Raw genomic sequence first — 24,059 nt, forward strand, 5'->3', positions numbered from 1 at the left:
CGTTTTCGCGCGTTGCCTCGGCGGGTGCGGCAGTAACAGACGGTCCACGGAGTGCAGGGAACGATCGAAGGGTGGGGGCGGCCATCGTCTTGTCGTTGGCCTGCCGGGCATCGCGAACTACCGAAACTTCGGTGCTGATGATCGACCCGGCGTCCCCGCTGCACGCTCAGGAGTGGTCAGCTTCGGAGCCGAGGAACCCTGCGAGGGCAGTCCGTAGCCGGGTTAGCTTGCGGCCGGTGTCGAACTCGATCAGGGCTGCCTCCGCCACCATGCCGACCCACAGTTGAGCGCTCTGGTGGGGATGTGGCCAACTCATCGCCTGAAAGTCCGGTTCGCACAGCGTCGCATTGGCAGCGTTGCGCGCGCGCACCTCATCGGCAATCGCCGGTTCGGCTCGAGCCTCAAGGAGCAGTGCTCGAACGCCACGCTCGCGCAGGCAGACGTTGAGGTAGGTGCTGGCGCTCAGCAGAAGGCGATCCACACCAGGTCTGTGGGTCTCGGTAGCGCTGATCGTGTCAGCCAAGATGCGGTCATGGAAGCCACGGTGAAGTGCAACCAAGTAGCTTGCGCGGTCGCCGAAATGGTGGAAGAACGTTCCTTTCGATACACCGGCCTCGTCCACTACGCGGTTCACGCTCAGGCCCGACAGCCCTGACTGCTCGGCAATGCGCAACCCAGCATCAACCAGTGACTGTCGGGTTCGCGCAGCGGTTTCTTGGCGCAGGGTCATCGCCGTGACATTACCGGTTGAGGGCGACATGGTTCAGTCGGAACCGTGACGTTCGATCAGGTTGCCGGTGCCGATTCGGCGATGACGCTCGGCACGCTGGTCGAGATCGCTGGAGCAAGAGGGTGCGGGGGGTGAGCCAACGGCAGGTCCCCGCTGACGGTCCTTCGCCGCCCGGCGCGCCGTTGGCTGCGGCGTGCCAACATCTCGCCGTACATTTCCGATACGTGAATCAGCCCGGTCAACTGATATGTGAGCCAACCTTTTGGCGTCGACGGCAGGTTTTTCTCGAATGCGATGTGGCCCAGGATGTTCACCGCCCAACCGGCGACGAACATCGACAACCCCGCCTTCGGTTTAGCGAATATGAGCGGCATCCCGAAGATGATCGTCGGGGCACCGATCAGGTGGGTGGCTTGCACACCTCGGCTCGTGTGCTGGGTGCGGTAGAAGGCGAGCTTTTCAGCAAATGGGGCCTCTGGTGGCGGAGCGTCCATGAAAGTTCCTTCTCGTTGGCAATAATCTCAACCTTACCAATTGACCGACCAGTCGGTCAATAGAGTTTTCGTATCGTCGTGCCTATGAGGCGAGCACCGCGCGGTGAACAAAGTCCTCGATCAGATCTGCGATCATCGTCGCGCCGCGAGTGTTCTGATGGATGAAATCGGCGGTGAGGACGAGGCCTCGGCTCCGGCCGATGCTGTCATAGGAACGACGCAGAATCCGGTGCTGGAGGACTGAGGTGTACCGATATCTCTAGGTGGTGCAAAGGTATCCACGACATACACGACGACTGCTGGTTCGGAGCGCAAGCGCCTGTCGTGAACGAGTTATCTACAGCTGATCCGTGACGACGGCGGCCTGCGTCATTGGTGCGCGCCAGCGAGGATGCGAAGTACTCGCCGTTGTCGACGCCGACTGGGTCAACGATCACATTCGACGGCTCCACGAGGGCGAGGCAATGTAACCAGAGCGATCAGGTCTGGACGTTCTCCGAGGCCGCCGCGCTGCTCGGCGTGGTCAGGCCGAGCTCGTGAGCACGTTGCCAGGCTGCGGCTAGATTGGCTGCCCGGCTGTCGGCGGACACCTCGCACAGGAACTGGCTGCATTCTTTCTTGTTGATCTGCCACCGTAGTTCGGCGTATAGACGCAGGTAGCGGCGTCGGAGGATCACTCGCCCGAGGGCACCGCAGTCCTGGATGACGCGACAAGCTCGACCACCTGCGGCCTGGTCTTGTTCGAGTGCTTGGGATTGTTTGGTCCAGTAGGGGTGGACCCGCCACTGGGTGTCGCGGACGGGAGTCTTGTTCCAGCCCACGTTCGAACCTCGGCGTCTTTACACCATGGTGAGGTGTCGGGTGACGGGTTGATCGCTGGCGGTGCGAAATAGGTCAGCGCGTTGTGTGCTTGTGAGCAGGGTGATTTCGTCGAGTTCGGCGTTGGTGTATCCGGCCGCCAGGAGTTGTTCGAGCACTGAGCTGGTGAGTTTGGGTTGTTCGGCGGCGACGCCGGCCCGGTTCCCGTACATGCGGCCGGTCTCGTTGAGTAGCCGGAACATGGATCGGTACTGATAGTCGGAGAGGATGCCGCGTTCGCGGGCACGCATGACCAGTGACGACACGCTCACACCCCAGGTCAGGCGCAGCTCGTCGAGTTCGTGGACGGTGCGAATGGAGACCCGGTCCAGGTCGAACGCGATGTCATCGATGGGCGCCAGGAATTCGGCGGCGAAGGCGGTGGCTCGGCGTTCGGTCTCTGTTGGGCTGACCAGGGTCATCGCGTCCATCACGAGGTGGCCGAGTTCGTGGGCGAGGGTCATCCGCATGCGGTCGGGAGGCAGGGCTGCGTTGACGTACACCAGATGCGGATGGTGCTGGTTTGCCCGCAGGGTTACGGCGTCGATCTCGCGGTCGGCGAAGTCTTCGAGGATAACGAAAACTCCTGCGGCTTCCAGTAATTCGGCCATGGAACGGATCGGGCCGGCCACCCGCCAGAGGCGCCGCAGTACCTGCGCGGCGGTGATTTCGCCGTGCTCGGCGGCGTAGTCAGCGGGGTCGAGTTCGGGGAGCGCGAGCAGAGGTTCGATGTCCGCACGCGCTTCGATGCGCCCGAGCCGCATCGCGATGAGGTTCGCTCGCGCCCACACGCGGTCACGTTTCCACTCCGCGGTGCTGGCATTGGCGCGGAAGTGGGTGCCTTCGGCCGGCGACCGGGTGAACGGGACGCACAACGCCTCGGGTGGGCACTGCAGGACTCGCGCGTAATCGAGCAGGGCTTTCCCGGCCAGAGGCAGGACACCGGATTCGACCTTGCTTACGTGTGACGCCGATACACCGACCTGGTCGGCCAACTTCTTCTTCGACCATCCGCAGGCGAGTCTGGTCAGCTGCACCATCACGTTGTTCGCCTCAGCGTAGGGCTCCGGTGCCGTCACAGATCAACTCCCCATCCGTCTCGGTGCTCGTGTCTGGACACTAACCCTCCGTCGAGCCGGAGCTCTGCAGAAACACCGTGTGATCTGCGTCTTTCTCGATTCTGTGGCTGTCCGGCCTGCGACAAGAGTGGCTGGTGTGACTCAGAACTCACCGTAGCGGTGATCTCGCCACCGATATGCACGTGTGCTGGTACGGCGTGGCGCACGCGACAAACCTTACCACGGTCAGCACGATTCTGGGCAAGATTTTCAATCGAAAGGTGCAGTCGTGACGGCGCTCTTTGAGGATTCCGAGCCGCGGGACCGCGCGGTGTCGCGTAAGGAGGCGACCCGCTTGCTGCGGCAGGTCACTACCGGGGTCGCAGCGCTGCTCCTTGCCGCTGTCGATGACTGGAATGCCCTGTCCGAGCGGCACGCTGCGCACCTGCGCACCGAGTTGCACGGGCTGCTCCGGGGTTCGCATGTCGCCGGTCTCACTGCGGCAAGCACTGCGGTGTGGCTGGGCACGCAGGGCATGCACCCGCCTGGTCATATCGTGTCGAAACCGCATCGGTGGCCGATGATCAGCAGCCACGGCAAGACCTACATGGCCATCCACCACTACGAGATGGAACCGACCAATGCGCGACGCACCGCGTTCTGCAACCAGGACTCCGAAACCTTGCGGCTCATCGATGCCGAAACCTCGTCTCTGATAGGCAATCCCACGCATTGCGAATTGACGTGGGACTACGACCCTTACACCGATGCGCACATCCGCCGGATCTGGGTCAGCGCCCCCAGCGTCGACTGGGCCAGATTCGAAGTTCCCATGGCCAAAGCCCAAGCCCAGCTCGCGTCCTGGCGCAAGCGCAAGATGAAGTGGCTGCCAGGAGAGCTGCCCGCCGACATGCACGCGGTGGCACCGTTGCCGGCCCGCGACGCACAGGAGCGCCTCCAGCCAGGCATCGAGATTCAGCCGCCGCAGCGCTCGAAGGACGCCGGGGACGCCCAGTGAGGGCGGCGCCGGTGACCGTGCACGGGCAACCGTCGTGGACGGTGGTCGACGATCATGGGTTGCCGATCGCAGAGGTCGAGCAGTTCCTGCACTGGTTGCGGGCGGTGGGACGCTCACAGAACACCGTCCGGTCCTATGCACGGCATCTGAGCTTGTTCTACCGGTGGCTCTCGGCACGCGGAATCGCTTGGGATGCCGTCGTCTTCGACGGGTTGTGCGACTTTGTCGGGGCGCTGTCAGTGGGATTGCCGCCGCTGCAAACCTGGCGTAACGGCCGATCACCAGCAACGGTGAAAGCAGTCAGCGCGGGCATCCGAGAGTTCTACGAGTTCCACCGGGTCGAAGGCCGGGGACCGCTCGACTTGGTGCTGACCCGCAACCCGTCGAGGCTGCCGCGCCGATCGCACAGCTTCCTCGCACACGTCGAGCGGCGCCGCCCCAGCGAGGTGTCACGCTTGACGAGACCGGGCAAGGCTGCAGCGGAGACGGTGCAGGTGATCGACTTCGAGACCGACTTCACGCGGCTACTGGAGTCAGCGTCCACTGACCGGGACAGGCTGCTGCTCTCTGCCCTGTATGACCTGGGGCTGCGGGTGGGGCAAGCGTTGGGGCTGCGCCACGGTGACCTGGACCCGATGCGCCGACGAGTGCGGGTCTGCCGCCGGGAAGACAACCAGAACGGGGCCTTGTCCAAGCAGCGGGCGCAGTTCACCGTGGAGGCACCGCGGCGCTTTTTCGACCTGTACGCCGCATACCTGCTCGGCGAACTCGCCGATGTGGACAGCGATTACGTGTTCGTGAACCTGTCCCGGCGCCCGCGGGGTGGTCCGTTGTCGTACTCGAACGCCTACCAGCTGGTGGAGCGCATCGGCACCTCCGCCGGCGTCGACGACCTGCATCCCCACATGCTGCGTCACACCCACGCCACGGCGCTGGCGCGGGCCGGATGGACGGCCGCCGAGATCGCCGCCCGACTCGGCCAATCGCACGCCGCCAGCGCCGACGTGTACATCCACCTTGCCGGCGATGATCTGGCCGAGCGGCTGCGCCGTACCGAGCATCTGGTGTGGCGGGCACCGCAGAACAGGGCTGGCAATGACACGCGGTGAGTCCCGGACCGAATCCCGCGGCGTGCGCTCCCATCCGACACTGCGGGTCCCCGACGGCCCATGGTGCCAGCCGACCTGGCAGGTGGTCGAGGTGGCAGGGGATCGCCGCAGGCAGGCCGTCGACCCATGCGCGGTCGACGGCTGCGACGGCCCCCAATACTGGCTGGGCGGCCCCCGCAGCAACTCCGCCGCCACGTCAGGACTGTGCTACGCGCACTACTTCCAATGGTTCCGCGCCGGCCAGCCGGCCGACTTCACGGCCTGGGCCCAGACCGGGTCGACACCGGTAGGGCCGCCACGCGGCCGCACTTGCACCCAAGTAGTCGACTTCCGTCGGTTCCCGCCGACGGCTGCCGACGAGGTCCGGTTCGTCGTGGCCACCAAGGTCGGGAGAGGCGACTGGACGCCCAACGCCAGCCTCCGCCGCGTCCTCATGGTGCTCGTCGATGCGGCCGACGGCCGGGTCACGGATTCGCTGACCGAACGGCCCGTGCACGATTGGCTTCTGCTCTGCCGACAGCACTGGCCGCATGCCAGCTCGTTCGACACGCTGTGCGCACCGTACATCCGGAGCTTCTTCCGCCTGCTCGACGGCGCCACCAACCCCGACGCGTGGACCAGCGATCATTGGCACTGGCGCGATCAATTCGAGTTCGTCCTCGACGCCACCCAATCGGGATCCACGCACACCGCCGTCGACTGGTCATCGGTACCGGTGCCCTGGCTTAAGGTAGCCGTCAAAAAGCTTGCACGACAACAGCTCACCACCGCCACCCTGTCCTGGGGAACCCTCACCCAATGGGTGCGCGCCACCCGCCAGCTGGCCCGATTCCTCACCACCGACGGCACGGTTCCCGATCCACCCTCGGTGACCCGTTCGCTGTTCCTTGACTACCTGGCCTGGACCCGCCGTAGCGACACCGACGCGGACGCCCGGTTGGCCAACACCGGCGCATACCTGCTGGAGTCGTTGCACGAGACCGGGCTCGTCTGCGACCTGGGCTCGGCGATGTTTCTGCGCCGCGGCGAGAACGTCCACCGCAAGACTCGCAACCCTCGCCCGTTCCCGCCGGACGTCGTCGAGCGCATCGACACCCTGATCGTCGACAACCCCGAAACCGACCCGACACTGCGGGCGATGATTGCCACGACGCGATGGGCGGGCTGCCGAATCTCCGAACTGGTCGCCCTCCCGCTCGACTGCCTGCACCACTGCGACGGGGGCTACTGGATCGAGTACTGGATGACCAAAACCAACGCATGGCGCCGGTTTCCCATCCCAGACACCTTGGCCACCGTCATCTTGGCGCAGCAGACCCGCGTTCGAGACACCTACGGCCCCGAGGCCACGCACCTGTTCCCCGGGGCGCGATCGAGCGCCGCCGTCGGACGCACACAGCCCTGGTCCACCAGCGGTCTGCGGCACCGTCTCTCAGTCCTTTTTCGCGAACATGGAATCATCTCGTCGGCGATCACCGGTGAGCCGATCTCCGGAGGGGACGTCCACCGATTCCGGCACACCGTCGGGATGACCCTGCTCAACAACGGATGGACCCAACAGGAAGTGCGCGACTTCCTCGGGCATCAGAGCGACACCATGACCTCGACGTACGCTCGGATAACCGACGACACGCTGGCCCGCAAGGCACGCGAATTCTGGGACAACAAGCCCGAGAACCGGTCTGGGGGCGACGCGGGTGTTGAGCGGCTCCGCGCACGATTCGCCGCGGCCCTGCCCAACGGGTTCTGCACGCTGCCGTCGGCGCAACGCTGCGAGTTTCGGCCCAACCCCTGCCTGGACTGCTCCTTCCACGACCCGGGCGGCCGGGTCTTCCTCGGCGCTCATATCGTTCACCGAGACCAACTGCAGCGCCTCACCGACGATGCTCGTGAACGCGGTGACACCGAAGCGGTCGAGCTGAACACGACCATGCTCGCCAAAGTCACCAAGCTGATCGCCGAACTCGACCCCGACAGCCCGGAACGCCCGTGACCACCGACGACCGCCAACAGCGGACTGCCCGCCTTACCGAAGCCGCCGCGGCCCGCACGGCTGACGCGACCGCCCGCGCCCGCCGGGCCATCACCAAACTGCACGCCGCCGGGCAGCCGATCACATTCGTTTCCATCGCACGCACCGCGGGAGTATCGACCAGCTTCCTGTATCAGCACACCGACCTTCGGCGCGATATCAGCGAGCACCGTCGCCGAGCGACCGGCGACCTGCACACACCGAACCCTGCTGCGGCCACAGTCGAGTCGCTGCGCACCAAACTCCAAGTAGCCCTGCACCGCAACCGCGACCTCGCCGAAGAAGTTGCGGTGCTGCGTACCGAGAACGAGGCCCTCCGCAGCCGTGTCCTCGACCTCAACCACCGTCATACCTCCGCTCCCCGAGCGCGGCCCGCTACCGATGGCTGAGCGGGTGCTGACCGATAGAGCGTGACAGCCCCGCTACGGCTTAGCGCTCATGCAGATGGCACCACGGAATCTGGTTGCCCAGGCGGTTGCCGCCATCTGCGGCGGACCTGGCCACGCGGCACGGACTACCGCAGGTGGCCTGTCCGAACCGACCGGTGCTTGTTCGGAATCCGATGCCACAGATTCAACGAGAACGCCCCGGACCAAGCAACTCGTCGTTGACCACCGGGTCGACCTCCGGTTGACCATAGCCAGTCCTCGGCGAGGAGTGACTCTCACAAACGCAATCAGCCCCCTGCATCGCAGGGGGCTGATCGGCCGTTGGGCTACTTGTCGCTGTCGCCGCCCGAGCCTGCGGCGCCGGCGCCGTCAGAGCCCGCGCTCTTCTTAGTTCCTGCAACACTATTCTTCTTGGCTGGCTTGCTGAACCCGCTCTTCAACCCGTCACGAACCTTCTTGACCGTCGAATTCACCTTGCCACCAACGGAATCAATGGACTCCTTGAGCTTCGCCGACGGCTTCACCCGTGCAGTGCCGATCTTCCCGGGCTCAGCCTTGGGGCTTTCACGCACAACCTGACCGGTAGCGCCCTCAGCGGAGTTCTCAATGCCGGACTCGGTACTCACCTCAACCGCTTTCGCTGCATCAGCCTCCGTGTCGTTGTCCACCGCCGGCGCCTCTGCCAGGCTCAGGCTCTTGACTTCCGGTGCGCCATCCGAAGACACATTGAGCGCCGCCAACTTACGCGGCGCGGACGGCAGTGCCGCCGGGCCATCCTCGGCCTTGGCAGCCACAGCAGTCGTCGTGCCACTTGCCGGCTCGGACAGCTCGTCCAGCGGGTTGCCAGTCCCGTCCCAGCCTGTTGTCTTCGCGATGATCTGAGAGAGGTTCGCCAAGGCCGCGATCGGCCCGAGCCGATGGCCGGCAAAGGTCAGGTCCGAGTTACCTCGATCGAGGACAAGGGTTACCGCGTTGAAGATGGAGCCGCCGGGGGCCGCGTCATTTCCCACCGATCCCGTGCTGAATAGGCCGCCGAGCTCGATGCTCAGCGATTTGATGTCCATGCCCGGCGGCAAAGATCCGGAGATCAGAGGCAACGCCGCGTCAAGGTTGAGGGTGGCGCCGTTAAAGAAACCGTCGACGACATTGGCGGGAAGGTTGAGCAGGTCCCCGGCAAGAACGCTGTTGAGGGCCGCCACACCTGGGCTGAGCATCGGCCCTACCACCCCGATCAGCGCGCCGCTTAGTGGGGAGGCCGCGAAATTGAGGAGAGAAGCAACGGCTGCGGGGATCTCGGGGAGCTCCATGGGAATCGGCCAGCCGTTGATTGCCAGCAGCATGAGCATGTGCTGGGGGTCCAGGGTTTGCTCCAACGCTTCGAAGGCAGGTGAAAGAACCGGTGGGTATCCAAATGGGTCGCCGGAGAAGGTGGTGGCCTGGATAACGTCCTGCAGCAGGGCGGCATTGGCCGAGATCACGTCGCCGATGCTGGCCGGGTCGTTGATGATGGCGCGGAGGTCGTCGATCTGGTTGACGATCGCCTGCTGCAGCGCCGCGGCGGGCGCCTTGGAATAGAACTCGGAAACCTTGGTGGCGTTGGCTGCGGTGTCGTTGAAAACCTCTGCCCATCGGGTGAGGAAGTCGGCGGCCGCAGTCAGCTCAACGGAGGCAGTAACCGGTTGGTTTGCGGCTATCTGGACGTCCGGGGGGGGCATGGTTAGGGGCGTAAACGCGACCGCACCGGCGGCGGCCATCGCCACACCGGCGGTCACGAAGGGACGAATTGTGGGCTGCAAGATTATGTCCTTTTGACGGGGTCGTTAACACCTACCCGCCGAACCGTAGCTGAGAGCAACCTGAAAATCAGCAGATTTCTAGAACTCGTTTCAATTCGTATGCCGCCCGCACCGCTACGATGGGGCGTGAGGCCGCATGATGACCTGACCCGCTTTTACGATCCCCCGTGCGGATTTCGGGCGCACACGAGAACCTCAGTACGCTGGAGAAGCACCGAAAGCGGTGACGACCTCTGGTCAAACTGAAACGTGTTACCGACAGTCTCGGGGTGTCAGTAACACTTTGTTGCGGCCCCCGCCCACTCCCGAACCGCCGCAGGACAGCCTTTAATGCCTGTCACTCGGAAAGTCTGTGAACCTGATCTGGGCGATGCACGTATTTCTGACCTGGGCGTCGACCAGATTAGGTATGCCGGTGATCGAGCGGGACACAGCTGGGTGGCCGCGTCAGGTCGTGGCGCTGTCGCCAAAAGTGGAGCCACGGGGAATCGAACCCCGATCTGAGCCTTGCAAAGGCCCCGTTCTACCGTTGAACTATGGCCCCGTCACGGACATGACCATGACGGCATCACCGCTGGTCATATCCACTTCTATCTCCGTCTCCTACAGATAAGATTCGTTCGAGGGTGCCAGGCGGCAGCGGCACTGTTGGGGCGTTGCTTACGGCCAGGTATCCGCACTGACGTTCATGGAGCGGCAGGTACGAAACATCGTGCGCCGCAGCGACCTCCTCAACGGCAACGCTGAATCGTTGACCAGTATGACCGGCCCGTGAGGCGATGTCCTGCCCCAGCACGGGTGGTGACATCAGTGCAATCCGCGCATCTGTCTGGGCACGCAGCCGTCTCGTGATGGCTGCGAGGTTTTCCCGGAACACGCCAAGGGTGGGCGCTGCGGGCAACTGCTTGCGTCGGACCATCCTGCCTGCGTTCTTCTCACTGAGCGTGCTCCATATATCGTTTGTGCCGATCAGGATGACAACAGCGCTGGGCCGCTGTTTGATGATCGAATCGAGGCGCTGCAGCACATTCGCCGAGCAGTCACCGTTGACTCCAGCGCCGGTCACGGTGACGTCGTGGGAGCGCAGCCGTGCGGCAAGCGGCGCCACATAATCGACGCCGTATTGGCCGCGGGTGTTGCTGTCGCCGACACACAAGATTGTTCGCGAAGCCATAGTCATTCCAATCTGTTTGGCGAAAAAGACTTGAGTAGCGGTAAGGGCCCGCCATACCGGTGGGGCCTGTAGTCAAAGGCAGAGTCCCAAAGCCCGGCCCGCTGCCACGGACGTGGCAAGTCGACACCCGAGCACGTGTGCGATGGATCCATGCATCGTTCTATGGTGCTGAATTGTCGACCTGTTCGGTCTGAACCAGGCGCTGGCGGATGAAGCTCAGAACCTGATGCAACGCAGCATGTGTCGCTGTCCCGGGGGAGTCGATGAGGTGCTCGGTGAGTACCGAGTGTGGCGGCAGCGCAGCGGCGGGATTTGCGTCCTGATCATCGAGTTCTACGGCGATGAATGAGTCACCGAGTTGTTCGCGGAGGAAGGCAAACCGTTCGTCGGGCACAAAAATGTCGCTGCGGAACCGCAAGCCCAGAACTGATAATCCATGCGCGCAACGCTGTTTGACGCGAGCGAGGTCGTCAGGGCCGATGTCCATGGAACGCCTCTGCTGCCGGGTCAAAGGGAGCGGCAACGAGGGCTGGGAAAGCACAGGCGCGATGAGCCGGTCGTCAACCGCCATGGCCAGCGCAAAACCGCCAGTCAAACACATGCCGACCGCCGCGACGCCTGGCCCACCACACTGTTGGTGTTCATCGGCGGCCAAGGCGCGCAACCAGTCGACAATCGGTGATGTCCTCCCGGACGCCAGCGTGAGGAACTCCTTGCTGACACAAACCCGAACGGCCGAACCGAGAAAGTTCGTGGCAGCGGCCAACTTTCCGTGCGCGTTCGGGTTGGGGTCAAGGCCCGGGACCCCGAAGAGGTGTGGCACGACCGCAGTGCACCCGAGTTCTGGCAACCTGCGGGCGAATTCGAGCACCCGCGGGGTAATTCCGGGCATCTCTGCCATCACGATGACGGCGGGTCCAGAGCCCAGCCGGAACACCGTTCGTGTGCTACCTGCGTGAGTGAACGCACCACAGCTGAAATCGTCGAGACGATCGTCGGCCATCGCCGGCGTCCTTCCTTGTCGAGGTTGGTCTGAACCGCGGCAGTGCGTCGGGACGGCTCATACACATCAGCGGTCGACGATGCCACTGGGGTACATTAAACTTATGACCGACCAGTCGGTCAATCAAATCGTTCCAATACGGATGAGGCGACCATGAACAGATTTGTCGTGAAGTTGTGGGGATTGTCGCGCCGCCTGGCAGTCGCAGCCACCGCAGGGGGAGCCCTGCTCGGATTGTTGGGAGTGTTTGCAGAAGTGCCTACGGCGCAGGCATTTTCGCGACCAGGTCTTCCGGTGGAGTATCTGGATGTGCCCTCGCCGTCGATGGGGCGAGACATCCGGATTCAGTTTCAGTACGGAGGGCCGCATGCGGTCTATCTGCTCGACGGATTGCGGGCACAGGACGACTTCAACGGATGGGACATCAACACCGAGGCGTTCGACTGGTACGACGGATCCGGGTTGTCACTGATCATGCCGGTCGGCGGGCAGTCGAGTTTCTATGCCGATTGGTACCAGCCCGCCAAGGGCAAGGCCGGAATCTTCACTTACAAGTGGGAGACCTTCCTGACCGCGGAGCTGCCGGCCTGGCTTCAGGCCAACAGGGCAGTGTCGGCCACCGGCCACGCTGTGGTGGGCCTTTCGATGGCGGGGTCGTCCTCCCTGAATCTGGCGATCTGGCACCCCGACCAATTCGTCTACGCAGCCTCGCTTTCCGGTGCGCTGAATCCCTCGGAGGGCTGGTGGCCAACGCTGATCGGTATCGCCATGGGAGATGCCGGGGGCTTCAGCCCCTCGGGCATGTGGGGATCCTCCAGTGACCCGGCCTGGCAACGCAACGACCCGTATGTCAATGTCGACAAGCTGGTGGCCAACAACACCCGCATCTGGATCTACTCCGGTGCGGGCGTTCCCTCGGACTTCGACGCCGGTACCAGCGGGGGGAATCTTGCTGCCGCCAAGTTTCTCGAAGGCTTCCTGGGCCGCACGAGCAAAAGTTTCCAAGAGCACTATCTTGGCGCCGGCGGCAAGAACGGAGTGTTCAACTTTCCGACCAGCGGCACCCACAGTTGGGCCTATTGGGGCCTGCAACTCCAACAGATGAAGCCCGACGTGCAACGCGTCCTGGGTGCTACCCCGGCCGCATAGACCCGTTCCTTGCGCTCAAATGGAGCGGCTTGTAGCGTCATATATGTGACCGACCGGCCGGTCAACATGCTATCTCGGAAGTATCAACGATGCAGGACAACTGGCTCAAGGAGAACATGGTGCACAGCTTGTTGATGACAACAGGAAAAGTCGCCTACGAGGAGACAGGAGAGGGACCACCCGTTGTGTTGATGCATGCCAATCTGCACGACCACCGTGACTTCGACCCGATCGTTCCCGCGCTCGCCGAGCATTACCGGGTGATTGCCATCGATTGGCCCGGCCACGGCCAGTCCGGTATCAAGACCGACGTCACCGCCGGTGCGATTGCAGACACACTTGCCGAGTTCGTCGAGAAACTGGACCTGGAGCCGGCCGTGTTCATCGGCAACTCGATCGGCGGGTACGCGGCGGCCCGGCTGGCCCTGGACCATCCCGACCGGGTTGCCGGACTCGTCTTAGTCCAGCCGGGCGGATTCACCAAACGATCTCTGATCACGCGTGCCTACTGCCGAGCGTTCGGATCTTCATTGGTGGCCCGACGCTGGCTACCGCGCATCATCCGCACGTACATGAAGGCATCCAACGACAACGACCGCGCTGTGGTTGGGCGGGTCATCCGATTCGCCACCACCGCAGCCGGACAGGCGACGTATTCCTCATTGTGGCGCAGCTTCAACGACCCCCGCTTCGACCTCACCGAAGGTGCATCCGGAATCACGGCACCAACGTTGATCGTCTGGGGAAAACTCGATCCCGTCATCCCGCTGCGCTACGGCAAGGTAGCGCACAAGCTGATCGCCGGATCACAGTTGGAAGTGATGAACACCGGGCACCTCCCGTTCTCCTCGATGCCGAACCAGTTCTTACGCATCACCCAGCCGTTCGTGCAATCTGTCCACGCTACTTCGGTCTGAATGGCCGCTAAAAGGTGTCCCGGCGATCTCCGCTCACTGCCGGACACGTTCACAGCGACGCGGTCCTCTGAACCAATCAGTGCAACCTGAACTTTGTTGCTGACACACCACTCCCGTCCGAGCCGATCGTGATTGTGACTGTTAGTGCAGAAGGTACGCCTACCGCGACTCCGCTGAAGCGACTCAAGCATGAGTGAGTCAATGTCACGGTTCACCGACGATATCCGCGTGAGAGCTGAGATCTAGCCAACAGTATCGTCGCCGAACCCCGGACGTGAGTCGAGGATCTCAGTGATAGCTTGCACTGCATCAGTTTTCCCGATGAATGCAACCGGAAATCCTAATCCCCACGTGAGCGACAGGAGCATGCGTGTCATCGCCGTCACGTCGGTGTCAGCGGGTAGATCGCCACGCCGCACCGCCGCGGCCGCGCGACGCACAAGAGGGTTCGAACGTTCGACGTCACATCGTCGTCGGTCTGCCGCAGTTCGGCCCGGCGCCGCGAGTCGATCATCGCCGCCACCAAAATGGCTGCTTCTGAGAAGCTGTCAGGATCGCCTGGCAGAGCAGCCCGAAAAAAGGGGCAGTCATCTGACCGGCCAGAGTCGGTCCCGCGCACGCGCGCTCAATGCCCGGTGACATCACCGCGTTTGATGCCTGCGCAACCACTTCACGAAAGAGCAACCGCTTGTCCGAGAAGTGATAGAGCACCGCCGGTCGAGTCACTTTGGCCCGCAAGGCAACCGCTTGAAACGTTGCCCCCTCGTAGCCCACGGAGACGAACACCTAACACGCGGCACACAACAACCGTGTGCGCGCGTCACCGCGACATTCGGCGCTCGCAACCGCGACATCCTCGATGCAGTGGCGCAGTGATTCTCGGGCATCAGCGGTTGAACGCCAGCGCCCTAGGAGTACAACTGGCTCGCCCGTCGCCGATTCGGGCTGATGCGCGGCGCGCGATCGGAATTACTTCGCCACAAGTAGTTCTTCCTGGGCTTCGTGGACATGTCCGTGTATGACACGGACTGCAGCGTGCGGCCTAAGTGTTTCTAAAATTACTTGTGCTGCTGGATAGTTCAGGTATCCGAACTGCAGTACCCGGGATTCAAGCGGTTCTGTGCGACGAGGTGGATATGCGTCGATTGTGAATCGGCGAATTTGCTGTCAAACGGTTCGTCCGTAGATACGATGTGTCCGTTGTGGGGACGCACTCGGAGTTTGAGTGAGGGAGGAGTCCGGAATCGATGAACACACCATTTTCAGTACGCCTTAACCGCCTGTTCGAAGGGGTATATCCGCCTGGACGGGGACCGCACACCGCGACCGAGGTCATCGAGACACTCAGGATGCACGGCTACCAAATGTCGAGGCCATACATGTCGCAATTGCGCAGCGGCAGTCGCACCAACCCGTCGTCGAGGACGATCGAGGCCCTTGCTGGGTTCTTCCGTGTCGATCCGCGCTACTTCACAGACGACGACTTCTACAGTCGAGTCGACTTTGATCTGATGTGGCTAGCCACACGCCACGACGAACAGATCTCGCGGATCGTTGCCGGCGCGGCCGAGTTGTCGCCGACGGCGCGTCACATGATCTCGCGGCACGTTGAGGAACTGCGACGTAAGGACCACCTCGACAGCTGAAAAGCGCTATCCAGTATGGGCTTTACTGACGCAGTCATGATGTTCCCGGCCGGCTGCTTGCTCAGACATGCTGTCAGTCGAGCATCAAGCATCCTATTCACGGCCTCTTCGACTGCAAGAGCTCTTGGGCACGTTGCTTGGTGGCGGCTAGGTTAGCTCTGCCCGGCTGTCGGTCGCGACCTCGCACACGGCACTTGCTGCACTCTTTCTTGTCGATCTACCAACGTAGTTCGGCGCACAGGCGTAAGTATCGGCGCTGGAGAATCACCCGCCCGAGGGCATCGCAGTCCTGCATGACGCGACGACCGCGACCGTCTGCGGTCTGGTCTTAGTTCCGAGTGCTTGCGACGGCTTGATCCGGTAGGGATGGTTTCGCCCTCGCTCATTGCCGGTCTACCATCATTCCGCGCTTCAATAAAGTCCGATATCGTCTTGAAATGACGACAGCACAACGCTTTTAGTGATCCCGATGTGTGATCGGCGATCTTGACAATGAGCGGACGAATCTCTAGAAGTGCTCAGAAATGATGCCGGACTTCGTGGATCGCAACCTGACCGTCGTCTGCGAGGACTCCTTCTGCGCGTAGCAATTCGAGTTGACGGTTTGCGAGATGCGGAGCTGGTCGCCCGGAGGCGAGAATGACTCGGTGCCACGGCAAGTCGCTGGAGTCGATACGCATGATCCAACCTACTGTGCGGGCGCTGGAAAGTCCTGCGGCTTCGGCGATGTCACCGTAGGTGACGATATGGCCGGGTGGAATCTGTGAGACTAGTGCGCGAACGTGTTCGATATGGGCTTCTGCTACTGGTGGCATTACAAGGTGGTTGTATCGACGGGAAGTGGATGATTGGTTCGTTGAGTCTCTTCGAGGTTTGGTCGGCGTGCGGCCCAGGGCTGGGCTTGTTCGAGTTGTGCGGCCAGCCGGATTAGTAATCGTTCGGCTCCGAGTCGGCCTGTGAATTGGACGCCGATCGGTAGACTGTCTGACGTCCAGTGCAGAGGGATTGTGATCGCAGGGCGGCCGGTCATGTTGGCGAGCTGGGTGTAGGGCATCCAACCAAGATGATCAGCTACCAACTGGTCGAGCAATGATGGGACTTTGGGCAATAAACCTGCGGCACGCGTGGCGAGTAAGAGTTGGATCCCGCGCCGTTGCATTGGCAAGGCATGGGCGCCGATACGGGGTGGTGGGCTTGCGAGGGTGGGCGTGAGGAGTAGGTCGTACTGCGCCTGGAATTTCGCTAGTTGCCGTATGTATTCGTGGCGCCGGTGGCTGGCACGAATGAGATCGGCGGGCTTGGTTGCACGACCCAACGCCGCAGCAAGGCGAGTGGCAAGCTCGAAGTCTGTATCACCAGATCCGCTGACGGCCTTGGCCTCGTCGACTGCGAATGCGCAGTGAGCCCACACAATTGTGACGAAGTCGCGGATCAGTGCGGCGTCGTCGATTGGGGATTGTTCGAGTTCAACGACGTCGTGACCGAGACGATTCAGTAAGTCCGCTGCATGACGTACTGCAGTGACGGACTCTGAGTGGGGAGTCTTGTTGATCGTGTTAGCGACGCATGCAGCGACGCGGAGGCGTCCTGGGGCGCGCTTGACTTCATCGAGATAAGGGATGGATGGCCGGGTGCACACGTACGGAGCGAGTGGTGTGGGACCGATCATGATGTCGAGCATGGCCGCGGTGTCGCGCACTGATCGGGAGATAACTCCGTCCGTGCCGGCGCCGCTCCAGTGTTCTCCTTGTGTCGGGCCAGCAGGTATGAGCCCACGTGAGACTTTGAGTCCGATCAATCCGCAGGCCGAAGCAGGGATGCGGATCGATCCTCCGCCGTCGTTTGCGCCAGCGCAGGGCACAATTCCGGCGGCGACGGCGGCACCTGCACCTCCTGACGAACCTCCTGGTGTGTGGTTGGTGTTCCATGGGTTGCGGGCGGCGCCAAAGAGTTCTGGTTCTGTGACGCCGGATAGTCCGAGTTCCGCGGTGTTGGTCTTGCCGAAGATGACGAGGCCCGCGTTGATCCAGCGCTGCACTACGGTAGCTGATTCCGTCGCAGGAAGCTTTGCCATGGCGCGTGATCCGTTGCTGGTGGGATAGCCGGCGAGATGTTGGAGGGCGTCTTTGATTAGGAAAGGGACACCGGAAAATGGCCTGTTGTGGGAACTTCCCGCCGGTTCAGGCGGGTTGATGTCGGTCACTATCGCATTGATGCGTGGGTTTACTTCGTTCGCTCGTTCTCGAGCGGCGGTCAGGAGATCCTGTGGCGTGGTCTCTCCGAGTTTGATCAGTTCGGCCAGTCCTACTGCGTCGTAGGTCATGTACTCGTTCATGGTGCAGAACCTAGGCCGAGCGCTCGTCATTGAATGGGTGTGTGGCATACATTATTTCGGCCTCTGGTGGTATCGGGGCAGGTCGTTCCAATTCAAGATTGCCGCCTGTAGTGCTGTTGTCAGTGGCTGTGGAGCGACGTTGGTAAACCGCACTTGGCGGGTTGGATCGACGATGTAGTCGAGTTGGTTTGCGGTAATGAATGTTCGACAGAACTGATAAGACTCACCGGTGATTGCGGCCATCAGCCTGGCGTCGAGTGCCGCGTTGGCAACGGGTGTTCCGAGAGTGAATCTGCGCAGGCCCAACGTGTGGGCGATGTGTTGGATGAACTGAAGGTGGGTCGGTTGCGCGGAGGCGGGGATGTCCCATGATCCGGCAGCTGATTCAGGTGCTGTAGCGGCTGCGAGAAGGAATTCTGCGACAGCGGCTGCATCGACGACGGCGATACGGTTGTAGCGCCACGGGCCCATGGGAATCATTGGGACGCGTTGCACCAAACGAAGATAGGGCCGTAGTGCTCGCGAACCGGAACCGAGGACCAACGGGGAGCGCAGAATAATGGCGTCGTTGATGTGCTCGATGAAAATGCTTTCGACGGCCAGCCGGTTGCGTTGATAGGCCGGCGGTGTCGCCCCGGCTGGTGGGGCCAATGTAGTGAGATAGACGAGACGAGGAAGACCCGCGGCGGCCGCGGCCTTGGCAAAGGTATGTGCTGCGCGGAGATCGCGTTCGTCGGTGCTACCGTCGCCGGGGTCGAGGGAGTGCACGAAGTAGTAGGCGACATCCACACCGGTGAGAGCCTGCGTGAGGCCCTCACCGGTGATGACGTCGCCTTGCACGATATCGTCAAGACTGATTGGTGCGTTGGCCACATCACGAACCAATCCCCGCACTCGGTGTCGGTTCATCTGAAGACGGTGCGACAGTGTCCGGCCGTTGAAACCGCTGGCACCGACAATGAGTGTGTTCAGCGATGACTTGCGCCGGGGCGCTGAGCGGGCTTCGGCGTCGTGTGATTGAGGCATGCGGTGGATGCGTCTCTTACTTGCTGCGAGCCGCGGCTTCAGCGCGCGTCTCATGCTGGCGCAGAAATTCGATCACCAACTCCGACAGGACGTCGGGCTGATCTTCTTGCACCAGCATGTGGGAATCCTCGATGAATTTGAGGGTTGCGTTCGGCAGGTCGGTGGCCAGGCGTTGACCGTATTCGGCTGGCACCAAATGGTCTTCGCGAGCCCAAGCGACGAGGACTGGTTGGGTGATGGAGGCGAATTTGGGCACGACGTCGAGGGTGAATTTGTTGCTCACCCCTTGTGCTACGAAACGGCTCAAGTCTGCACGGATGTCAGCGCTGGTGCGGCTGGGTAGCAGAAAGCTGTCGAGGACGTCGTCAGGGACCGGCCGTTTGGTGGCAGGGCCGAATGTGAACGGAAGCCGTTGCAGGGCGCGGATCCGCATGATCTCGGTGACGGCACGGGTGGCCCCGGGGATCTTGATGGCTTTGGTCAACCACTGATAGCGGGCCGGCGGGAACACCTCGTAGCAGTCCACCGAAGCGAGGACGACCCGGGCGACCCGTTCGGGACGGCGCACCAGCAGGTTCTGGGTGACCACCCCGCCGGAGTCGTTGGCTACCAGGGTGACATCGGTGAGTTCGAGCTGGTCGAGAAGGTCCGCAAGCAGATCGGCGACACCGGGTGGGGTGAGGTCTGCGTAGGGCACGGGGATGCTGTGCGCACCCAGGGGGAGATCCGGTGCGATGCAGCGGTGACCAGCTGCAGCGATCTGGGGTACGACATTACGCCAAGTGTTGGCGTTCATCATGAAGCCGTGGACGAATACCACTGGTGATCCGGTTCCGGTCTCGTAATAGCGGATGGCACCGCGCTGCAGGTTGGCTGTGTGCACAGTGCCCAATACAGCGCTATGACGTGCGGTTGATGAAGTCATGAGTGTGGTTTCTCGCTTTCGTTTGGAAATGGTTGGTGCTACTGACGTTTCGTGCAGCTATGTGGGGTCCTAGGGCCGAATGAGTGAGCGCATCCCCCCGTAGCGGACCTGTTGACTTACAGCGCTCAGGGCGATGCGTGGTGACACGGTGAACAGTCGCGCCGCAGCCGTCAGTGAGGTACGCGGGCGCACATTCAGATACCCGTACATCTGGTGATGGATGACCAGGTTGTCCCGGAAAGTCCAGATTTCGGTGCCGAATTGGCTGTGGTCGTTGCGGAATCCACCGCGCCAGGTCAACACAATTGTGTCAGCCGACGCGCATTCCAGGCGCTTTTGAACTTGTAGATGATGCTGGCGCCACAGTGCGGTCAGCACCGTGAAACCTCGCTGGATGGCATCGATGCCCACGTGATACTCACGAACGCCGTCGATGATCCAGTCTGTTACCGCGTCGTCGTGAAACAAGGCGATCGCCTCGTCGAAAGACGCCTCGTTGGTGATGCGTTCGACATTGGCGGCGAACTGCGTCGCGTTGATCGGTGGCCTCGATGTGGTCTTCGTCGCGGTCATCAAATCCTCTTCACTGTCGGTTCAACGGGTTGAATCATCCGCAGAACATGAAGTTAGCACTTAGTGTTTTAGAAGTGCAAGGTTCATGTTGTATTGTAGGCATGATGGCGAAACGCTCCTACAACCAGTACTGCGGGCTTGCCGCTGCGCTCGACCTGCTCGGCGACCGTTGGTCACTTCTGTTGCTGCGCAACTTGTTGCTAGGCCCACAGCGGTTCAAGGACCTGCTGGAGGGGTTGCCCGGGATAGGTACCGCGATGCTCACCGAACGGCTCAAGCACTTAGAATCTGCCGCTGTCATCGCCAAACGCACGCTGCCGCCACCGGCAGGGTCAACCGTCTATGAACTCACTACCGCGGGCGAGGAACTCCGCCCATTGCTGATGGGCTTCTCCCGCTGGGGCATGGCCCACGCCGGCGTCAACGCGGGCGAAGGTGTCTATGTTGCGCCGGATCTGCTCGCCCTTGGCCTCCATGCACGCTTCGATCCGGCCGCGGCCGCGGCCGCGGCCGGTACCTATGCGTTGCACATCGACGATCGCTCCTATCGCATCGAAATCAAGAACGCGACCATTCGCATCTGTGCAGGTGCGATCGATGCACCTCGAGCGTCGATCCGAACCGACACCGACACACTCGTGGCCATCGACCAGGGACGCGTGTCGTTCGCATCATCCTTGGGCACTGAAAAACTCACAGTGGATGGCGATCCCGACGCAACGGTTGCCCTGGCACACGCGTTCGGATTACCGGTCTGACCACGAATATCAACTTGTCGACTGTGACATGAGTACCTGAATCCACAGGTAACACCGTCCAGTAGCTATCGCCCTAGTGCACAACCCGTACGCATCATCGACCTCAAAGACAATCTGACAGATATCGCAACTGAGCTACTGTTCACCTGGTTGCGCGAGGCAATCCAACCGTGAGCGGCTGCTGACGGTACTAAGACGGACGAGTTGGTCCCGCGGGGGGAGTGCGGACCTTGACCGGTGATGCTGCGCTCGACCATGCCGCCAAGGCATTCGCGGGTATGCTCGTCGATGATCGACACGATCTCGATCGGCCGCCCATCGGTGGTCACATCGAACTGGAAGTCCACTGCCCACACCCGGTCGGGCGCATCAGCGACCACCGCCGGCGGCGCAGTGGTGGTACCGTGTCGTTTACGCTTGCGGCACTGCGGAACCCGCAGCCCCCAGCACGCGCTGGAGGTGACGAACGGCTGCCCGCCGACGTTCCGCAGCCATCAGCTTGAGCACAATCTGCTCGGGACTGTGCCACTTCCTCGTCGCCATGATCTTGTCGAACCTTCCTGCCCACAATGCGTGGGCCGCAAGACTCTCACAAGCTATGGATCAACCAATCGGGTCAGGCCAACTGGACTCCCGACAAGGCCGCTACAGCTTGAGCAGTGGTCCACGTCGCTGAGGCCAAAAATCGAAAGTTGACCAGCGCTGCTAAGTACCCATCGCCTTCTGGCAGCTGAGGTCCTGCTGTGGCGTCACGTACAACAACCACCTCAAATCCTTGTTCGATCAGTTCACGTAGGTGGCTCTCCGTGCAGAGATTCGCGGCCATGCCAGCCAGAAGGACCTGTGTCACTGCCCGTTTGCGTAGTTGAAGGACCAGGTCGTTGGACTGCGGACCGACCAGCTTGTGCGGTGAGGTAATGACCGTTTTGCCGTCCTGGATCCGATCCTTGAATCGTTCGAGATAGTCAGCACCGGATCCGTCGAAGCCGTCCAGTCTGAGCGGGTTGCTCCGGGCGAACATCCCCACGTTGTGCATGAACCGCTCTAGCGGTCCTCCGAATCGCCAATCCTGATCGGACGGATAGTAATAATGCGGGGAGATGGCGACGGTCACTTCGGCGTCCTTGGCAGTCGAGAGCAACTGATCGATGTGCTCGACAGTGTTGTTTGCCTCGACGCTGGGGCCAAACACCGACCATGCGGCACCGTCTGGGCTCAGGAAGTCGTTCTGTGGATCCGTAACAACTAGTGCGGCGTGCGCGGGATCAAGCTCGAAGTCTGAGGGTGGCAGCGCTGGTGCGGTGGGCTCGTCGTAGATCGATGGGGTCGACATCGGAGTGGAAGTTCCTTTCGTATAGGGACTTTCATCTGTTTCTTGCCGTATGGATCACATTGAGTTGGACGCGCACGAAGGAGAGGCTCTGCCGATGTCAATAGTGATGACAGCGACGGCAATGCCGTCACAAGATCCAGCTTTCCATTGCCCATTGCGGGCGTATGTCACGCGAAGTTTGTAGCCAGTTCCTCGAGTCTTGTTCGGATCAGTTCCGGCCGCTGTTCGGCGATGAAATGCCCGCAGTGTTCGACGAGTTCGAGTGTGTAATCGTCGGCGTTCGCAGTGCTCGGATCGGCGAGTTCATGACGAATCGCGGCGTCGTCAACGCCGAACAGCGCCCGAGTGGGGACGTGGCTGCGTCGCCGTTCGGGTCGACGCGCCAAGGCCGGCAGCTCCTGCACCAGCCATGTGCGGTAGGTATCGGTGGCGGCGCGCGCGACTACAGGGTCACGGAACTGATCGGTGTAGCAACCGATTTCATCAGAATCGAGACCCGCGGGGTTCAGCCTGAAGATCACCTTCTCCAGAAACGGCGTATATCGGTGCAAAAACATGCCGGCACCGGCAATCGGCGGTTGGTAGAAGGCGAATCGCCAGATGTGACGCAGCGCGGCGCGTGGCCGCTGCCACGGGTGTGCGATGTTCAAGGCTAGAAATGCAGCGACCCGGTCGGGTGCGCGCAACGCCATTAGGTGTCCAACCCAGCCACCCCAGTCATGGCCAACGAGCAGCACTCGGTTGATGCCCAGGGCGTCGAGCAGGGCCAGCACGTCGGTGGCAACATCTTCCTTGGCCCAGCGATGCGGAGCGGGGCCCGACCAGCCGTAGCCAGGTAGGTCGGGCGCAATAATGCGCAACCCAGGCGGTGGATCAGCCAGCAGATGGCGGTAGGCGTAGTGATGCTGAGGCCAGCCGTGTAGCGCGAGGATCACCTTCCCATCGATCGGCCCTGCCTCCGTGACATGAAAGTGTATTCCACGTACAGCCACGGACATGCGGCGTACACCTGGTATCGGCGGTGGGATCGGCCAACGCTGTTTGAAACTGGGCCGCCGCAGAAGCGAGCCCTCTGTGTCGATACCGTCACGGTGGAGCACCGTCTGGCACGCTGGATCGGAGCCATCTTCCGCAATACCCATACTGAAAGCACCTTCCTCTCTGATTCACGTTCCGACCGGTGGCCCGACGGCGTCCGCTCCTCGGCTCAGGCCGGGGGAGCGAAGAATTCCAGTGCAATACCGTCGGGATCGCGGAAGCTCAACCCCGACCCGTACTGCGCGTCCATGATCGTGCCGTGCTCGATCCCCAAGTCGTCGAGCCGGAGCAGCCATGCCTGCAACTCGGCGCGGTCAGCGCACCCAAAGCCGACGTGGTCCAGCCCTGCGCGGAACTCGGTAAAGGCGCCACCGTCTGCCACCTGGGAGTGTTGGTGGATTCCGAACAAAGTCCCATTGTCGAACTGCCACACCACATGCCGGAACCCAGCATCGGTGTGTTCGTCGAGGACTGGATCGGCGCCGATCAGGGCTCGATACCAAGGGACGCTGATGTTGAGGTTGCGCACCGTCAACGCGACGTGGGAGAGAGCTGGGAAGCTGGTCGGAGACGCCATAGGAATTCCTCTTTTCTCGAGCTCGAACGACGCGCTTGCTGCGTCGCGACTGGTTCGCTTCAAGCTCAAATCAACTGAGCTAGATGGGTCTATCGTGCGATGCCACGGTTATCGACATAGT

The 24,059-nt window shown here is 62.0% G+C and carries 26 protein-coding genes, 1 tRNA gene and 1 pseudogene; 9 read left to right on the forward strand and 19 right to left on the reverse strand.

The genetic code is table 11. The annotated features are described in order from the left end of the window. Positions 1-166 precede the first annotated feature (166 nt). A complete protein-coding gene (locus tag K6L26_RS30775) occupies positions 167-730 on the reverse strand; it encodes a TetR/AcrR family transcriptional regulator (RefSeq protein ID WP_221853517.1) in 564 nt (187 codons plus the stop codon). A 56-nt stretch (positions 731-786) separates the two neighbouring features. Further along, entirely contained in the window at positions 787-1,224 is a 438-nt protein-coding gene (locus tag K6L26_RS30780) for a DUF962 domain-containing protein (protein WP_221853518.1), read from the reverse strand. Between the two features lie 103 nt (positions 1,225-1,327). Here K6L26_RS30780 and K6L26_RS30785 point away from each other — a divergent pair, with 103 nt between their 5' ends. Continuing rightward, the gene (locus K6L26_RS30785) at positions 1,328-1,468 is read left to right on the forward strand and encodes a hypothetical protein (protein ID WP_221853519.1); all 141 of its coding nucleotides are present in this window, start codon (positions 1,328-1,330) and stop codon (positions 1,466-1,468) included. Between the two features lie 235 nt (positions 1,469-1,703). Here K6L26_RS30785 and K6L26_RS30790 read toward each other — a convergent pair whose 3' ends face one another. Both K6L26_RS30790 and K6L26_RS30795 read right to left on the reverse strand, forming a co-directional pair. Beyond that, positions 1,704-2,045, reverse strand: a complete 342-nt coding sequence (locus K6L26_RS30790) for a hypothetical protein (RefSeq protein WP_221852462.1) — start codon at positions 2,043-2,045, stop codon at positions 1,704-1,706. 18 nt (positions 2,046-2,063) lie between these two features. Further along, positions 2,064-3,161, reverse strand: coding sequence for an ImmA/IrrE family metallo-endopeptidase (locus tag K6L26_RS30795; protein ID WP_221852464.1), 1,098 nt, complete (start codon positions 3,159-3,161; stop codon positions 2,064-2,066). Positions 3,162-3,429: 268 nt separating this feature from the next. On the opposite strand from K6L26_RS30795, the gene K6L26_RS30800 reads away from it, so the two are divergent. Genes K6L26_RS30800 through K6L26_RS30815 form a run of 4 tightly spaced genes read left to right on the forward strand, consistent with a single transcriptional unit; the run spans position 3,430 to position 7,688 of the window. After that, positions 3,430-4,158, forward strand: a complete 729-nt coding sequence (locus K6L26_RS30800; protein WP_221852465.1) for a hypothetical protein — start codon at positions 3,430-3,432, stop codon at positions 4,156-4,158. After that, on the forward strand, positions 4,155-5,267 hold the full coding sequence (locus tag K6L26_RS30805; protein WP_221852467.1) for a tyrosine-type recombinase/integrase: 1,113 nt from the start codon (positions 4,155-4,157) through the stop codon (positions 5,265-5,267). Before K6L26_RS30800 ends, K6L26_RS30805 begins: the two co-directional genes overlap by 4 nt. Next, positions 5,254-7,260, forward strand: coding sequence for a tyrosine-type recombinase/integrase (locus K6L26_RS30810; protein WP_245008666.1), 2,007 nt, complete (start codon positions 5,254-5,256; stop codon positions 7,258-7,260). The genes K6L26_RS30805 and K6L26_RS30810 overlap by 14 nt, the downstream gene beginning before the upstream one ends. Next, positions 7,257-7,688, forward strand: a complete 432-nt coding sequence (locus tag K6L26_RS30815) for a DUF6262 family protein (protein ID WP_221852469.1) — start codon at positions 7,257-7,259, stop codon at positions 7,686-7,688. Before K6L26_RS30810 ends, K6L26_RS30815 begins: the two co-directional genes overlap by 4 nt. 326 nt (positions 7,689-8,014) lie before the next feature. On the opposite strand, the gene gjpA is transcribed toward K6L26_RS30815, so the two are convergent. From gjpA to K6L26_RS30835, 4 genes are all read right to left on the reverse strand, one after another. After that, a complete protein-coding gene (gjpA, locus tag K6L26_RS30820) occupies positions 8,015-9,460 on the reverse strand; it encodes an outer membrane porin GjpA (RefSeq protein WP_221852471.1) in 1,446 nt (481 codons plus the stop codon). A 497-nt stretch (positions 9,461-9,957) separates the two neighbouring features. Continuing rightward, a tRNA-Ala gene (locus K6L26_RS30825) sits at positions 9,958-10,028 on the reverse strand. A gap of 24 nt (positions 10,029-10,052) precedes the next feature. Beyond that, positions 10,053-10,658, reverse strand: a complete 606-nt coding sequence (locus K6L26_RS30830; protein ID WP_221853520.1) for an SGNH/GDSL hydrolase family protein — start codon at positions 10,656-10,658, stop codon at positions 10,053-10,055. Positions 10,659-10,818: 160 nt separating this feature from the next. Beyond that, a complete protein-coding gene (locus tag K6L26_RS30835) occupies positions 10,819-11,661 on the reverse strand; it encodes a dienelactone hydrolase family protein (protein ID WP_221853521.1) in 843 nt (280 codons plus the stop codon). 153 nt (positions 11,662-11,814) lie between these two features. Here K6L26_RS30835 and K6L26_RS30840 point away from each other — a divergent pair, with 153 nt between their 5' ends. Continuing rightward, positions 11,815-12,810, forward strand: a complete 996-nt coding sequence (locus K6L26_RS30840) for an esterase family protein (RefSeq protein ID WP_221853522.1) — start codon at positions 11,815-11,817, stop codon at positions 12,808-12,810. A gap of 89 nt (positions 12,811-12,899) precedes the next feature. Next, positions 12,900-13,727: an alpha/beta fold hydrolase gene (locus tag K6L26_RS30845; protein ID WP_245008797.1), complete on the forward strand. Its 828-nt coding sequence runs from the start codon at positions 12,900-12,902 to the stop codon at positions 13,725-13,727. A gap of 382 nt (positions 13,728-14,109) precedes the next feature. Here the strand turns inward: K6L26_RS30845 and K6L26_RS30850 are convergent, their stop codons facing one another. Continuing rightward, the gene (locus K6L26_RS30850) at positions 14,110-14,250 is read right to left on the reverse strand and encodes a hypothetical protein (protein ID WP_221853523.1); all 141 of its coding nucleotides are present in this window, start codon (positions 14,248-14,250) and stop codon (positions 14,110-14,112) included. After that, positions 14,238-14,513: a TetR/AcrR family transcriptional regulator gene (locus K6L26_RS32055; RefSeq protein WP_353962169.1), complete on the reverse strand. Its 276-nt coding sequence runs from the start codon at positions 14,511-14,513 to the stop codon at positions 14,238-14,240. The genes K6L26_RS30850 and K6L26_RS32055 overlap by 13 nt, the downstream gene beginning before the upstream one ends. Before the next feature lie 461 nt (positions 14,514-14,974). Between K6L26_RS32055 and K6L26_RS30860 the strand changes: the two genes are divergently transcribed. Further along, a complete protein-coding gene (locus K6L26_RS30860) occupies positions 14,975-15,373 on the forward strand; it encodes a transcriptional regulator (RefSeq protein WP_221853525.1) in 399 nt (132 codons plus the stop codon). Between the two features lie 518 nt (positions 15,374-15,891). Here K6L26_RS30860 and K6L26_RS30865 read toward each other — a convergent pair. The 5 genes from K6L26_RS30865 to K6L26_RS30885 all read right to left on the reverse strand — a co-directional run bounded on the left by K6L26_RS30865 (position 15,892) and on the right by K6L26_RS30885 (position 20,232). Beyond that, positions 15,892-16,188, reverse strand: coding sequence for an MGMT family protein (locus K6L26_RS30865; RefSeq protein ID WP_221853526.1), 297 nt, complete (start codon positions 16,186-16,188; stop codon positions 15,892-15,894). Then, positions 16,188-17,708, reverse strand: a complete 1,521-nt coding sequence (locus K6L26_RS30870) for an amidase (protein WP_221853527.1) — start codon at positions 17,706-17,708, stop codon at positions 16,188-16,190. The genes K6L26_RS30865 and K6L26_RS30870 overlap by 1 nt, the downstream gene beginning before the upstream one ends. Before the next feature lie 51 nt (positions 17,709-17,759). Further along, positions 17,760-18,788: an NAD(P)H-binding protein gene (locus tag K6L26_RS30875; protein WP_342394420.1), complete on the reverse strand. Its 1,029-nt coding sequence runs from the start codon at positions 18,786-18,788 to the stop codon at positions 17,760-17,762. After that, entirely contained in the window at positions 18,751-19,617 is an 867-nt protein-coding gene (locus K6L26_RS30880) for an alpha/beta fold hydrolase (RefSeq protein ID WP_245008799.1), read from the reverse strand. The genes K6L26_RS30875 and K6L26_RS30880 overlap by 38 nt, the downstream gene beginning before the upstream one ends. A 111-nt stretch (positions 19,618-19,728) precedes the next feature. Beyond that, positions 19,729-20,232: a nuclear transport factor 2 family protein gene (locus tag K6L26_RS30885; RefSeq protein WP_221853530.1), complete on the reverse strand. Its 504-nt coding sequence runs from the start codon at positions 20,230-20,232 to the stop codon at positions 19,729-19,731. Between the two features lie 104 nt (positions 20,233-20,336). On the opposite strand from K6L26_RS30885, the gene K6L26_RS30890 reads away from it, so the two are divergent. Next, complete coding sequence (locus tag K6L26_RS30890; RefSeq protein ID WP_221853531.1) at positions 20,337-20,990, forward strand: winged helix-turn-helix transcriptional regulator; 654 nt, start codon at positions 20,337-20,339, stop codon at positions 20,988-20,990. A gap of 236 nt (positions 20,991-21,226) precedes the next feature. Here K6L26_RS30890 and K6L26_RS30895 read toward each other — a convergent pair. The 4 genes and pseudogenes from K6L26_RS30895 to K6L26_RS30910 all read right to left on the reverse strand — a co-directional run. Beyond that, a pseudogene (locus tag K6L26_RS30895) lies at positions 21,227-21,433 on the reverse strand (IS3 family transposase); the annotation flags it as partial. Between the two features lie 173 nt (positions 21,434-21,606). Beyond that, positions 21,607-22,323, reverse strand: a complete 717-nt coding sequence (locus K6L26_RS30900; RefSeq protein ID WP_221853532.1) for a cysteine hydrolase family protein — start codon at positions 22,321-22,323, stop codon at positions 21,607-21,609. A 167-nt stretch (positions 22,324-22,490) separates the two neighbouring features. Continuing rightward, positions 22,491-23,321 carry an alpha/beta fold hydrolase gene (locus K6L26_RS30905; RefSeq protein WP_245008810.1) on the reverse strand — a complete coding sequence of 277 codons (831 nt, stop codon included), beginning with the start codon at positions 23,319-23,321 and terminating at the stop codon, positions 22,491-22,493. 209 nt (positions 23,322-23,530) lie between these two features. Next, positions 23,531-23,938, reverse strand: a complete 408-nt coding sequence (locus K6L26_RS30910; protein ID WP_221853534.1) for a VOC family protein — start codon at positions 23,936-23,938, stop codon at positions 23,531-23,533. Between the last annotated feature and the right edge of the window lie 121 nt (positions 23,939-24,059).

The sequence above is a fragment of the Mycobacterium farcinogenes genome (genome assembly GCF_019739075.1).
Classification (GTDB): domain Bacteria; phylum Actinomycetota; class Actinomycetes; order Mycobacteriales; family Mycobacteriaceae; genus Mycobacterium; species Mycobacterium senegalense.

Excerpts from the sequence above, each read along its gene's own strand:
- K6L26_RS30860 (WP_221853525.1), top strand. The coding sequence starts at position 14,975 with ATGAACACACCATTTTCAGTACGCCTTAACCGCCTGTTCGAAGGGGTA.
- K6L26_RS30775 (WP_221853517.1), bottom strand. The coding sequence starts at position 730 with ATGACCCTGCGCCAAGAAACCGCTGCGCGAACCCGACAGTCACTGGTT.
- K6L26_RS30905 (WP_245008810.1), bottom strand. The coding sequence starts at position 23,321 with ATGTCCGTGGCTGTACGTGGAATACACTTTCATGTCACGGAGGCAGGG.
- K6L26_RS30900 (WP_221853532.1), bottom strand. The coding sequence starts at position 22,323 with ATGTCGACCCCATCGATCTACGACGAGCCCACCGCACCAGCGCTGCCA.
- K6L26_RS30875 (WP_342394420.1), bottom strand. The coding sequence starts at position 18,788 with ATGAGACGCGCGCTGAAGCCGCGGCTCGCAGCAAGTAAGAGACGCATC.
- K6L26_RS30870 (WP_221853527.1), bottom strand. The coding sequence starts at position 17,708 with ATGAACGAGTACATGACCTACGACGCAGTAGGACTGGCCGAACTGATC.
- K6L26_RS30830 (WP_221853520.1), bottom strand. The coding sequence starts at position 10,658 with ATGGCTTCGCGAACAATCTTGTGTGTCGGCGACAGCAACACCCGCGGC.
- K6L26_RS30840 (WP_221853522.1), top strand. The coding sequence starts at position 11,815 with ATGAACAGATTTGTCGTGAAGTTGTGGGGATTGTCGCGCCGCCTGGCA.
- K6L26_RS30910 (WP_221853534.1), bottom strand. The coding sequence starts at position 23,938 with ATGGCGTCTCCGACCAGCTTCCCAGCTCTCTCCCACGTCGCGTTGACG.
- K6L26_RS30835 (WP_221853521.1), bottom strand. The coding sequence starts at position 11,661 with ATGGCCGACGATCGTCTCGACGATTTCAGCTGTGGTGCGTTCACTCAC.
- K6L26_RS30780 (WP_221853518.1), bottom strand. The coding sequence starts at position 1,224 with ATGGACGCTCCGCCACCAGAGGCCCCATTTGCTGAAAAGCTCGCCTTC.
- K6L26_RS30885 (WP_221853530.1), bottom strand. The coding sequence starts at position 20,232 with ATGACCGCGACGAAGACCACATCGAGGCCACCGATCAACGCGACGCAG.
- K6L26_RS30865 (WP_221853526.1), bottom strand. The coding sequence starts at position 16,188 with ATGCCACCAGTAGCAGAAGCCCATATCGAACACGTTCGCGCACTAGTC.
- K6L26_RS30845 (WP_245008797.1), top strand. The coding sequence starts at position 12,900 with ATGCAGGACAACTGGCTCAAGGAGAACATGGTGCACAGCTTGTTGATG.
- K6L26_RS30890 (WP_221853531.1), top strand. The coding sequence starts at position 20,337 with ATGGCGAAACGCTCCTACAACCAGTACTGCGGGCTTGCCGCTGCGCTC.
- K6L26_RS30810 (WP_245008666.1), top strand. The coding sequence starts at position 5,254 with ATGACACGCGGTGAGTCCCGGACCGAATCCCGCGGCGTGCGCTCCCAT.